At 70.0% G+C, this 12157-nt stretch carries 10 protein-coding genes; 4 read left to right on the top strand and 6 right to left on the bottom strand.

The window, feature by feature from the left end; genetic code table 11:
* The first annotated feature begins 14 nt into the window (after positions 1 to 14).
* On the top strand, positions 15 to 1274 hold the full coding sequence (locus EJ913_RS23410; RefSeq protein ID WP_127002440.1) for a DUF1501 domain-containing protein: 1260 nt from the start codon (positions 15 to 17) through the stop codon (positions 1272 to 1274).
* Positions 1275 to 1416: 142 nt separating this feature from the next.
* On the opposite strand, the gene EJ913_RS23405 is transcribed toward EJ913_RS23410, so the two are convergent.
* From EJ913_RS23405 to EJ913_RS23385, 5 genes are read right to left on the bottom strand one after another with little or no spacing between them, the layout of a single operon-like run.
* Positions 1417 to 2145: a diguanylate cyclase gene (locus EJ913_RS23405; protein WP_127002438.1), complete on the bottom strand. Its 729-nt coding sequence runs from the start codon at positions 2143 to 2145 to the stop codon at positions 1417 to 1419.
* Positions 2142 to 3002 (bottom strand): sensor histidine kinase, encoded by an 861-nt coding sequence (locus EJ913_RS23400; RefSeq protein WP_127002436.1) that lies wholly within the window; start codon positions 3000 to 3002, stop codon positions 2142 to 2144. The genes EJ913_RS23405 and EJ913_RS23400 overlap by 4 nt, the downstream gene beginning before the upstream one ends.
* Positions 3003 to 3014: 12 nt before the next feature.
* Positions 3015 to 3389: a biofilm regulation phosphoprotein SiaC gene (siaC, locus tag EJ913_RS23395; protein WP_127002434.1), complete on the bottom strand. Its 375-nt coding sequence runs from the start codon at positions 3387 to 3389 to the stop codon at positions 3015 to 3017.
* A gap of 18 nt (positions 3390 to 3407) precedes the next feature.
* On the bottom strand, positions 3408 to 3959 hold the full coding sequence (locus tag EJ913_RS23390) for a SiaB family protein kinase (RefSeq protein WP_127002433.1): 552 nt from the start codon (positions 3957 to 3959) through the stop codon (positions 3408 to 3410).
* A gap of 24 nt (positions 3960 to 3983) precedes the next feature.
* Positions 3984 to 5636 (bottom strand): SpoIIE family protein phosphatase, encoded by a 1653-nt coding sequence (locus EJ913_RS23385; protein WP_127002431.1) that lies wholly within the window; start codon positions 5634 to 5636, stop codon positions 3984 to 3986.
* 474 nt (positions 5637 to 6110) lie between these two features.
* Here EJ913_RS23385 and EJ913_RS23380 point away from each other — a divergent pair, with 474 nt between their 5' ends.
* From EJ913_RS23380 to polA, 3 genes are all read left to right on the top strand, one after another.
* Positions 6111 to 6917, top strand: a complete 807-nt coding sequence (locus tag EJ913_RS23380) for a substrate-binding periplasmic protein (RefSeq protein WP_127002429.1) — start codon at positions 6111 to 6113, stop codon at positions 6915 to 6917.
* Between the two features lie 105 nt (positions 6918 to 7022).
* The gene (locus tag EJ913_RS23375; RefSeq protein ID WP_127002427.1) at positions 7023 to 7769 is read left to right on the top strand and encodes a response regulator transcription factor; all 747 of its coding nucleotides are present in this window, start codon (positions 7023 to 7025) and stop codon (positions 7767 to 7769) included.
* Between the two features lie 118 nt (positions 7770 to 7887).
* The gene (polA, locus tag EJ913_RS23370; protein ID WP_127002425.1) at positions 7888 to 10803 is read left to right on the top strand and encodes a DNA polymerase I; all 2916 of its coding nucleotides are present in this window, start codon (positions 7888 to 7890) and stop codon (positions 10801 to 10803) included.
* Positions 10804 to 10968: 165 nt separating this feature from the next.
* Here the strand turns inward: polA and EJ913_RS23365 are convergent, their stop codons facing one another.
* On the bottom strand, positions 10969 to 12147 hold the full coding sequence (locus EJ913_RS23365; RefSeq protein WP_185909904.1) for a glycosyltransferase family 4 protein: 1179 nt from the start codon (positions 12145 to 12147) through the stop codon (positions 10969 to 10971).
* Between the last annotated feature and the right edge of the window lie 10 nt (positions 12148 to 12157).

Genomic DNA, 12157 nt, shown 5'->3' with positions numbered 1-12157 from the left:
GGAGGCCCCAGCCGATGTCCCATGGACCGCACGCCGTCACCCGCCGTGTTCTTTTGCAGGGCGGGCTCGCCGCCGGGCTGGTCGCGGTGCCCGGACTCCGCCATGTCGCCTACGCGGCGGCGCCCGTCGCCAGTCCGGCCGTTCCGGCAACGGAAACGCTGGTGGTGGTGTTCCTGCGCGGCGGGGCCGACACGCTCAGCCTCGTGGCGCCGGCCGACGATCCCGACTATCTGGCCGCCCGCGTGCCCGAGTTGCGGGTGCGGACGGACGGGGCGGGGGCGGGCCTCCGGCTCGACCAGACGCTGGCTCCCGGCATCGACTTCCGCCTGCACCCGGAGGCGGCGCCCTTGGCCGATCTTTACAACGGGCGCCGCCTCGCCGTCGTCCACGCGTCGGGCCTGTCGGACGGCACGCGCAGCCACTTCGTGGCGCAGGATCTGATGGAGCGCGGCGTCGGCGACGAGGCCGGGCTGAACCGGATCGGCACCGGCTGGGCCGCCCGCTGGCTGGCTCATCCTGGGGCGGAAGGGGCCGTGCCCGCCGTCGCCACGGCGCCCAACACGCCGGCGGCGCTGGCGGGGGACGCGGCGGCGCTGGCGGTCGCCGACCTCCGCCAGGGGCTGGCCCCGCCGGGCGGCGACCCGACGGCGCGGGTGCTGGCCGCCTTGCACCAGAGCGGGGAGGGCGCCTACGCGCGGGCCGGGCGGGCGGCCTTGGCGGGGCTGTCCGCCGTCGATTCGCGGCTGCCCCGGTTGCCCGACGGCAAGGTCGAGCCCTACGCGCCGGAGGCGGGCGCCGTCTACGACGACGGCGAGGCGGGGCGGGGGCTGCAAACCGTGGCGCGGCTGGTGAAGATGGAGATCGGGCTGCGGCTGGCCTGGGTCGACGTCGGCGGCTGGGACACGCACGAGAACCAGCCGGGCCGTTTCGCCAAGGGCGTGCGACAGCTGTCGCAGGCGCTGGCGGCGTTCCACGCCGACCTCAACCGCTTCGAGACGCGGGTGACGGTGGTGGTGCTCAGCGAGTTCGGCCGGCGGCTGCGCGGCAACAAGAGCCAGGGCACCGACCACGGCCATGGCGGCGCGATGCTGGTGCTGGGCGGCGGCGTGGCCGGCGGGCGGATGGTCGGGCGCTGGCCGGGGCTGGCGAGCCACCAGCTCGATCGCGGGGTCGATCTGGCGGTGACCACCGATTACCGGGCCGTGCTGGCCGAACTGGTCGGCGCTTCGGTCTTTCCGGGCTTCGAGGGCGGGCGGTTGGGGCTGTTGGGCTGATGAGGTCCAATCACGAGTGCCCCCTCCCCATCCCTCCCCCGCCTTCGGCGGGAGAGGGGGCAGGATTCTTGTCGGTGTTCGGCGGAGTTCCCTCTCCCGCGAAGCGGGGGAGGGCTAGGGAGGGGGCAAACGGGGCCGCATCTCACCCCACCGCCGCCCAGCGGTCGCGCCCGGCGCGTTTGGCGGCGTAGAGCGCGTCGTCGGCGGCCTGGATGCAGGCGTCGGCCGACCAGCCCGGCCGGTGCGCGGCGACGCCGAGGCTCGCCGTCAGGCGGATGTCGTGCTCCCGGTGCGGCATGCGGTGGCCGGCGACCAGCCGCCGCAGCTTTTCCGCGACCACCTGCGCCTGCTCCTGGTCGGTCTGGGTCAGCAGGATCAGGAACTCCTCGCCGCCCCAGCGGGCGCAGAGGTCGTGGCCGCGCAGGTTCTGGCGCAGCAGCCGGGCCGTCTCGACCAGGGCCAGATCGCCGACCGCGTGGCCGAATTCGTCGTTGATCGCCTTGAAATGGTCGATGTCGAGCATGATCAGGGCGAAGCCGCCGCCGTGGCGGGCGATCCGGCCCAGCTCCGACTCCAGCCGCTCGATCATGTGGCGGCGGTTGGGCAGCTCGGTCAGCGGGTCGGTCTGCGAGGCGGCGTGGAGGGTCTGCGCCATCTGGCGCGTGTCGGTCTGCATGCGGTCGCTGATCTTGGCGATCTTGGTCAGCTGCCGCATCAGCTTCAGGTGCTCCTTGGCCAGCGCGCGGAACTCGTCCATCAGCGGGTGGGCGTCGTAGCCCTCCGTCTCCGACAGGCGCTGGATCCAGCTCTCGATCTTCTGCTCCTGCACGATCATCCCCACCGTTCCGGGACGCGCCGTCCACCGTCTCATCCCGCGCGCTCCACCGGCAGCCGCACGGTGAAGACCGAGCCGTGGTCGGGCTCGCTCGCCACCGCGATGCTGCCGCCATGGGCCTCGACGATCCGGCGGGCGAGGTGCAGGCCGAGCCCGGCCCCCGCCGTTCCCGCCGCGTTCGAGGCGCGGAAATACTTGTCGAAGATGCGGGGACGGTCGGTGGCGTTGACGCCGATCCCCTCGTCCTCGACCCGGACCAGGGCCAGATCGTTTTCCCGCGACAGGCCGAGCCGGACATGCCCGCCGCCCGGCGAGTATTTGACCGCGTTCTCGACGAGGTTGGAGAAGACGACGGCCAGCAGGTCGCGGTCGCCCGGAACGCTGACCGACCGCTCGCAGCCGGCGGTCTCGAAGGAGTGGTTGGGGGTGGCGACGCCGCGCTCCGCCATCAGCTCCGCCAGCAGGGCGGCGAGGTCGAACTTGCCCTTGGCCGACACGGCGGTGCTGTCCAGCCGGTCGTCGGCGAGGCAGCGGTCCATCAGGTGCAGCATGCGCCGCACCGCGTTGCGGATCTTGCGGACGCGCGGCGGCGCCGACACCGGCAGCTGCGGCTCGATCTCCAGCATCTGCGAGGCGCTGTCGATGATGGCCAGCGGGGTGCGGAACTCGTGGCTGACCATCAGGACGAACTGGCGCTGCTGCTGGGCCATCTCCTTGGTCTCGGTCTGGAGCCGGTCGCTGATCTTGGCGATCTTGCGGAACTGGCGCAGCAGCTTCCCGTGACGGGCGGCAAGCTCCTGGAATTCCGCCAGCAGCGGGTTGCCGGCGTTGGCCGGATCCTCGGCCAGCCGCTGGACCCAAAGGCGCAGATCGTCATCATCTTGCGACCGCATCGCGGACCCTCCTCAACGGGCCAGGATGTCGAAGGGCAGGGTCACGTCTTCCTTGAACTCCTCCGCCATGTCGAGCGCGCGGTCGTTGTCGCGGTCGTAGTGCCAGCGCACCGCCACGTCGCGCCCGGCGCCGTGCGCGGTGTCCAGCATCTCCAAGACGTCGATCAGGCACTTGATGCTGCTGGTGTTGAGGTAGCTGAGGCCGATGTCGAGCACCACGGCGGGCGCCGGATCCTTCAGGAAATCCTCAAGCCAGGTGAAGACGGGGGCGTAGAAATCGAAGGAGTTCTCCGGGTAGGACTCCCCCTCGATCCGCAAGGCGCCGGTCGTGCCGTCGAACTCGATGAAAGGCGAGCAGGAGGTCGCCTCGATCCGCAAACTGTCCATCGTTTTGTTTCCGCGTCCTTATATCTGGACTTCCAGGCTGAAGAAATAATACCGGCTGTCTACGGCCCGGACCGAATACTCCAGCGGCCGGGTGGCCTTGCGCGCCATGTCGATCAGGCCGAGCCCGGCGCCGGAACCGGCGCCCATGGAGTCGCGGGGCTTGCGCGTCTGCTCCTTGTAGGCGGCCTTCAGCCCGGCCTTGTCCAGGCCGCGCAGCTTTTCCAGCGACGCCGACAGGCCGGGCACGTCCTCGGCCTCCACCAGATTGCCGGAGCTGACGACGTAGTGGTCGCCGTCCTTGGCGATCACCACGATGCCGCTGTTGGCCGGGATCGGCCGCCCCAGCGCCTCGCGCGAGGCGGTGTAGTTGCGGACGTTCTGCGCCTGCTCCACGTAGACCGAGAAGACGTCCATGATCGACGACTTCTCGATCTGCTCGTTCTCGAGGTGGTTGCGCACGGCCTTGCCCAGCTCTTCGATGACGCTGTGGCTGAAGGGACCGCTGAAACAGATCAGAAGCTTCTGTCGGGACAGAAGCTCCTGGAGATTGAAGAGGTCTGTGCCTTTCATCGTACCGCCATGGCCTGACTTGTCTTAGGGATGGGCCGGGGACGCGGAAGCGACCGCGAAGCCCAGCAGGGTGATGTCGTCGCGCTGGGCGTGGCCGCCCTGGTAGTCGGCCAGCGTCCGGGCGAAGGCGGCCTTGCGCTCGGCCATCGGCTTGCCCTGCTGCTCCAGCAGCATGGCATCGAAGCGGCGGTTGCCGAAGCCGAAACCGCGCGGCCCCCCCGCCTGGTCGAGGAAGCCGTCGGTCGTCAGGTAGAACGCGGCCCCGGCCGCCAGCGGAACCGTGTGGCTGGTGAAGGCGTGGTCGATGCGGGACCGGCGGTAGCCCAGGCTCTGGGCGTCGCCCTTGATCTCGCGCACCGTGCCGGCCGGATCGACGACGTGGAGGCCGATCCGCCCGCCGGAGAAGACCAGCTCCCCGGCCCCCGGCCGGACCAAGCACAGCCCGATGTCCAGCCCGTTGTCGAAGCGAGGGTTCTCACGGCCGCGCGCCAGGGCGGCGCGGACCATGCGGTTCAGCCCGCCCAGGATCGCCGCCGGGTCGCCGGTCCCGTTCTCCGACACCACATGGTCGAGCACCGCGTTGACCATCATGGTCATGAAGGCGCCCGGAACCCCGTGGCCGGAGCAGTCGACGACGCCGATCAGGAAATCGCCGTCCGGATCGCTCCCCAGTTCGCGGAAGACGTGGAAATCGCCGCCGACCACGTCGCGCGGCCGCCACAGGGCGAAGACGTCGTCCAGCCGCCGCGCCATCGCCCGCTCGTCGGGCAGGATCGCCGATTGCAGCAGGCTGGCGTATTGGATGCTGTCCATCACCTGACGGTTGACCACGCCCAGCTGCTCGTTGGACTGGCGCAGTTCCTCGGTGCGCTCGTTGACGCGCTGCTCGAGGGTCTCCGTGTAGTCGTGGACCGTTTCCGCCATATGGTTGAAGGCGGTGGTCAGCTGGCCGATCTCATCGCTACGGCTGTTGCGCAGCCGGATCGTGTAGTCGCCGGTCGCGATGGCGCCGGCCGAGCGGGTCAGCCGGGCCAGCGGCGCCAGCACCAGCCGGTTCAGCAGGATGCTGATCATCCCGATGACCGCGAGCAGGGAGAAGAACACCAGCCCCACCATCGGGGCCAGCGCGGTCAGGGTGGCGTTCTCCGCCTCCTCCATCGAATAGTCCAGGCGCAGCAGGCCGACCGAGCTGCGCTCGCCGTCGCTGCCGGTGATCGACACCGTGCGCTCCACCGTGGTAACGGCGGAGCGGCCGGCCGGGCGGCCGAGCGTCACCAGCGGCGTGCCCTGGCGCCCGTTGGACGCCCACACCTTCACGCTGCGCACGGCCGGATCCTGCGCCAGCAGGCCGCGGAACATCTCCTCCACCGCGCGGGTGTCGAACTCCCACAACGCCTGGCCCAGCGCGCCGGCCTGGAGGGTGGCGATCAGTTCGGCCCGGTGGACCAGCGCGTCCTGCTGCTGGCGGCCGACCAGCACTGCCGACACGCCCATCGACACCACGCCGACCAGCAGCGTGCAGCCGGCGATCATCAGGACGACGCGGGTCAGCAGCGAGGGGGCGCGTTTGGGCCGCGCCGCCGTTCCGGCGCCGCCGGGCTCCGGCGTGGCCGGGCGGTCCGATTCGGGGCGGTGGGCCTCGTAGGATTCGGTGTCGTCCCAACCGGTGACGCTCATCCACGCTCTCCTGATCCGTTCCCTGATCCCGGCCACGGGGCTCCGCCGGGAGACCCCGCCTCCGGTCGACGACGCCCCTGGATCCTCCGCCTCGGGCCTGCTCAACGCCGGCCCACGGTTTTCGGCAGGCTTTTCACGGACCCCGCCGCGATCAATAATGTCGCCCGGAGCCGTAGCATACTGTCAATTGGCATGTCTGCAACCGGCCTGTGACATTCTGACCCTTCGCCTTCCTTGGTAGCATGTTTCCTTTGAATTTTCCTTCAAGAACCTTCCCATCCAAAGAGCTCGACTGTGAAAACCCGCTTGGGAACGGTCCCGAACGGGGGCGGGCTGCGACGAATATTCGCGGTTTGTGACGAGATGTAACGAGTGATCTGGCGTGAAGAGGCCGGAACGGGCGGCAATTCCTATGGACGCGACCGTCCGCCTCCATGGTAACGTTTCGGCGCTGCAACAAAACGGGGGTGGGCGATGGCGTCGCGCGTCGGTCGGGCTTTCGGCATTCTGGGGGTGGCGCTGCTGGCCGTTGCCGGGCAGGTTTCCATGGCCTCGGCGAAGCCGGTGACGGTCCTGGTCCCGGAACTGCCGCCGATGGTCGCCTCGGATGGCACCGGGCGCGAGGCGTCGATCATCGGCGAGACCCTGGCGCTCTGTGGGCACAAGGCGGAGTTCAAGATCGTCCCCTTCGGCCGCCACTGGATCGACTACCGCGACGGGGCGGCGGTCGACGCGGTCGCCACCGTGCCGACGGACATGCCGCTGCCCGGTTCGCGCTCGGCCCCCTACATCCGCTACCAGAACGGCGCCTCGGTGCTGAAGGCGGGCGGGCTGGCGGTCGCGTCGCTGGCCGATCTGGCGGGCAAGCGGGTCATCACCTTCTCCGGCGCGCCCGACGTGCTGCCGGGGCTGCGCGAGGCCATTCCGAGCTTCGCCGACTTCCGCGAGCGCGCCGACCAGATGGTGCATTCCAACCTGCTCTTCGCCGGCCGGGTGGACGCCGTGCTGGCCGACGGGCTGATCTTCGCGGAGTACAACCGCCAACTCCAAGAGAAGGCGAAGAACGGCGGCCTTCCCTTCGACCCCCAGCAGGACGTGGTGTTCACCGCGATCTTCCCGCCGACCCTCTACACGATGATGTTCCGCGAGGCGGCCTTGCGTGAAGAGTTTGACCGTTGCTACGCGGATTTGGTAAAGAGCGGTCGCGTCGATGCCATCAACCGCGATTTTGTTTCGCGGTATTATTCAACCGTAGGTGACCGGTATCTGTCGAATCGTTAGGACGATGACAATCGAGGTTGCGAAAACGGGTGGTTAGGGTTGGCGCGGGCGGCGGCGGTGGTTAAGATCGCTGCGGACGGACTGGAACTGAGAATTGGGAATCCCGTGGCCCGCATCATCGTGGTCGAGGACGAAGCCGACCTTCGGGACGATCTGGTCGAATACCTGGACCGCTGTGGTTTCGAGGTGCGGGGCGCCGCCAGCGGCGTCGAACTCGACGGCCTGCTGGAGGTCGACGGCGCCGACGTGATCGTTTTGGACGTCAATCTGCCGGACGAGGACGGGTTTTCGGTGGCGCGGCGGGTGCGCGCGGCGTCGCAGGCGGCGATCATCATGCTGACGGCGCGTTCCGGGCTGATCGACCGGGTGATCGGGCTGGAACTCGGCGCCGACGTCTATCTGGTCAAGCCGGTCGATTTCCGCGAGATCGAGGCCCAGATCAAGGCGCTGGTCCGCCGCATGCACAAGGGCGCCGGCCCGGCCGCCGCCCCGGTCGCCGCCCCGGCCCCGGCGGCGGGCGACGCCAAGAAGAGCTGGCAGTTCGACGACGTCGAATGGCGCATCCAGCCGCCCGAGGGGCCGGCGGTGCCGCTGACCGCCACCGAGTACAAGTTCCTGTCGCTGCTGGTGGTCGCCCCCGGCGAGCCGGTGAGCCGGCAGGACATCTCCATCACCCTGACCGGGCGCGACTGGGATCCCTACAGCCGCTCCATCGATTCCCTGGTCCGCCGGCTGCGGATCAAGGTGGAGGAGCGCACCGGCTGCCCGCTGCCGGTCCAGGCGGTGCACGGCGTCGGCTACGCCTTCGTCGGCGCGGTCGTCACCACGACGGCGGAGGACGGGCCGGGCTGATCCCGCCCGTTTCCGGTCCTTTCCGGTCCTTGGCGACGGCCCGGCGGGGTCATCGTTCTCGACTCCCGGGGCGCCTTCGGCGATGGTAGCGCCCGCAAGGATGGGACACGAGAGCACGATGACCGACGCCACCGGAACGACCGAAACCGCCGCCCCCGACACCGCCGCCGCGTCCGCCCCGGACCGCAGCGGGCTGTACCTCGTCGACGGCTCGGGCTTCATCTTCCGGGCCTTCCACGCGCTGCCGATGATGACGCGGCCCGACGGCACGCCGGTCAACGCGGTGATGGGCTTCTCCAACATGCTGCTGAAGCTGCTGGCCGACATCAAGGCCGAGGCGGTGGCGGTCGTCTTCGACAGCAAGCGGCTGAACTTCCGCAACGAGTTCTATCCCGACTACAAGGCCCACCGCCCGCCGCCGCCCGAGGAGCTGGTGCCCCAGTTCGCCCTGATCCGCGAGGCGACGGAGGCCTTCTGCCTGCCCTGCCTGGAGCTGGAGGGCTACGAGGCCGACGACCTGATCGCCACCTACGCCCGTCTGGCGCGCGACGCCGGCCGCGCGGTGACCATCGTCTCGTCGGACAAGGACCTGATGCAGCTGGTCGGCCCCGGCATCGGCATGTTCGACCCGATGAAGAACAAGGCCATCGGCCCCGACGAGGTGTTCGAGAAGTTCGGCGTCGCGCCGGACAAAGTGGTGGACGTGCAGGCGCTGGCCGGCGACAGCGTCGACAACGTGCCGGGCGTGCCCGGCATCGGCGTCAAGACGGCGGCCCAGCTCATCACCGAGTACGGCGACCTCGAAGGGCTGCTGAGCAACGCCGACAAGATCAAGCAGCCGGCCCGCCGGCAGAAGCTGATCGAGTTCGCCGAGCAGGCGCGGATCTCCCGCCGGCTGGTGCTGCTCGACGCCTTCGCCCCGCCGCCCAGGCCGCTGGAGGATCTGCGCGTCCGCGAGCCCGATCACCAGAAGCTGATCGGCTTCCTCAAGGCCCAGGGCTTCCGCAGCATCGTCGCCCGCGTCGAGATGGAGATGCAGAGGGACGGCCGCATCGCCGACGGCTCGGCCTCCTCCGGTGCGGCGTCCTCCGGTTCCGCGCCGGGCGGCGCCGCCCCGTCCCCCGCCGCCCCGTCCCCCACCGGCGACACGGCGGAGGCCCCGGCCGCGCGCACCCACGCCCTGAGCGACGTCGAGAAGCGCTACGAGCTGGTCCAGGACCTCGCCGCCCTGCGGGTCTGGATCGACCGGGCGCGGACGACCGGCATCCTGGCGGTGGACACCGAGACCGACAGCCTGACCCCGGCCACCGCGACGCTGGTCGGCGTCTCGCTGGCGACGGAGCCGGGACTCGCCTGCTACATCCCGCTCGCCCATGGCGCGGGCGCGGCGGCGGCCGGGCAGCTCGATTTCGACGCGCCGCCGCCGCCCGCGCAGATCCCGGTCGCCGAGGTGATGGCGGCGTTGAAGGGCGTGCTGGAGGATCCGGCGATCCTCAAGATCGGGCACAACTTCAAGTTCGACCACCAGCTCTTCGCGCGCAACGGCGTCGCGGTGTCGCCCATCGACGACAGCATGCTGATCTCCTACGCGCTGGAGGGCGGCGCCCACGGCCACGGCATGGACGAGCTGGCGGAGCTGCACCTCGCCTACACGCCGATCCCCTTCAAGGAGATCTGCGGCACCGGCAAGAGCCAGATCACCTTCGACAAGGTGCCGCTGGACAAGGCGCTGGCCTACGCGGCGGAGGACGCCGACATCACCCTGCGGCTGTGGACCCTGCTGAAGCCCCGGCTGGTCGAGGCGCGCATGGTGACGGTCTACGAAACGCTCGACCGCCCGCTGGTGCCGGTCGTCGCCGACATGGAGCGCGCGGGCGTCCGCCTCGACCGCGAGGCGCTGGCGCGGCTGTCGCAGGATCTGGCCGTCCGCCTCGTCGAGGTCGAGAAGGATGTCCACCGCCACGCCGGGCAGAGCTTCAACATCGGCTCGCCCAAGCAGCTGGGCGAGGTGCTGTTCGACGTGATGAAGCTCGGCACCGGCAAGAAGGGCAAGACCGGCGCCTATTCCACCGATTCCGGCGTGCTGGAGGATCTGGCGGAGCAGGGCCACGTCATCGCCCAGCGGGTGCTGGACTGGCGCCAGCTCGCCAAGCTCAAGAGCACCTACACCGACGCGCTCCAGCAGAAGATCGAGAAGGACACCGGCCGGGTCCACACCGCCTTCTCGCTGGCGGCGACCAACACCGGGCGGCTGTCCTCGACCGACCCCAACCTCCAGAACATCCCGGTCCGCACCGAGGAGGGTCGCAAGATTCGCCGCGCCTTCGTGGCCGCTCCCGGCAACAAGCTGCTGAGCATCGACTATTCGCAGATCGAGCTGCGTCTGGTCGCCGAGATGGCCGACATCAAGGCGTTGAAGGACGCCTTCCGCGACGGGTTGGACATTCACGCGGCGACCGCGGCCCAAGTGTTCGGCGTGCCGCTCGACCAGATGACCTCGGACATCCGGCGCAAGGCCAAGGCGATCAACTTCGGCATCATCTACGGCATCTCCGGCTTCGGCCTCAGCCGCCAGTTGGGCATCACGCCGGGGGAGGCCAACACCTTCATCAAGGCGTATCTGGAACGCTTCCACGAGCTGAAGGTGTGGATGGAGGCGACCAAGGCCTTCGCCCGCCAGCACGGCTACGTGGTGACGCTGTTCGGCCGGCGCTGCTACATGCCGGGCATCCAGGACAAGAACGCCGCCCGCCGTTCCTTCGCGGAGCGTCAGGCGATCAACGCCCCGATCCAGGGCACCGCCGCCGACATCATGAAGCGGGCGATGATCCGCGTGCCCGGTGCGCTCGCCGCCGCCGGCAGCAACGCCCGCATGCTGCTGCAGGTGCACGACGAATTGCTGTTCGAGGTACCGGAGGCGGAAGCCGAGCAAGCGGCGGCGCTGGTGCGCGGCGTGATGGAGGGCGCGGCCCAACTCGGCGTGCCGCTGGTCGCCGAGGCCGGCATCGGCGACAACTGGGAAGAGGCGCACTGAGCGGAGGAGGGGGGCTTCTGCTGCGTTTTCCCCCTCCCCATCCCTCCCCCGCCTTTGGCGGGAGAGGGGGCCGGATGCTTGTCGGCGTGCGGCGGCAGTCCCCTCTCCCGCGAAGCGGGGGAGGGTTAGGGAGGGGGCACGCGGAGCCAGGACCCAGGCCGTCCGTCAAAGATGCTGCCGGATGACCTCGGCGATCTCGGCGGCGTAGCGTTTCCACGTCAGCCCGGCCATGAACGTCGCGCCGCGCTCACCGACCCGCGCCGCCGCTTCGCGCCCGGCCCAGATGGTTTCCAGGGTCTCCACGATCTCCTCGACGTCGCTCTCGCCCCACCCGTCGCAGCCCTGGTCCAACACCGGCCGCTGCCGCGTCAGGGGGTAGACGTTGCCGTCCCCGATCAGGTCGAGATGCCCGGTGTTCGCCGACAGCACGGTGGGCACGCCGCAGGCCATGCACTCCATGGCGACGAGGTTGGTCCCGCCCTCGCCCCGGTTCGGGAACAGGCCGACGTCGGCCTCCCGCAGGATGCGCGCCATGTCGGCGTTCGGAACATGGCCGAGGTCGATGACCTGATCCGCCGCGACGCCGTTGTCCGTCGCCCATTTCGCCGCGTTGAACCGCCCATCGGGCAGGAACTCCACGGGCGCCAGCGCCGGGTTGGCGTCGAGGGAGCGGGCGGAAGCCGGCCAGGGGCTGTGCCAGGCGGTCAGCAGCAGGGCGTCGGGGTGGCGCCGGGCGAAGGCCCGGAAGGCCAGCAGCACGAGGTCCTGGCCCTTGCGGGTCTCGGGCTTGCCGCCGGAAAACACGGTGAAGCGGTCGCGGAACCAGCCGGCGCGCGGGGCCGGGTGGAAATGGGTCGGATCGACGCCCTGCAGCACGACGCGCGAGCATGCGATCCCGGCGCCTTCCAGTGTGTTGCGGACGAAGGTCGAGCCGGCGAGGATCTCCGTGCAGGCCTTGGCCCGCTCCCGCGCCTCGTCGGTGAGGGCGGTGTCCTCCAGATAGCAGACGCCGACGGTCGGCTGGCCGGTCACCACGGTGCGCCCGACCGACCGGCTCCCCACCAGATTGTTCCCCAGCCCCCGCAGGACCGGAATCGACACGCCGATCTCCTGTTCGGGATGCGGGGCGAGCTGCTCGCAGAAGGCGGCGGAGTTGCGCAGGAAGCCGCCCATCCTCTGCCACTCCAGCGGGGAGAGCGCCAGCTCCTCTGTCCGCACCGGCATCGAGCAGACCGGCGCGAAGAGGTCGTCCCGAATCCAGTTCAGGGCGATGTTGAGGCCGTTCACGCCCCAGCCGCTGTAGCTTGAAACGCCCCATTGGATGATGACCGGTTGAAGAGACATCGCGCCCGCC

Origin of the sequence: Azospirillum doebereinerae (genome assembly GCF_003989665.1) — a bacterium.
GTDB lineage: Bacteria > Pseudomonadota > Alphaproteobacteria > Azospirillales > Azospirillaceae > Azospirillum > Azospirillum doebereinerae.
Note: the sequence above shows the minus strand (reverse complement) of the source record. Positions and strands in the feature narration are given on the sequence as shown.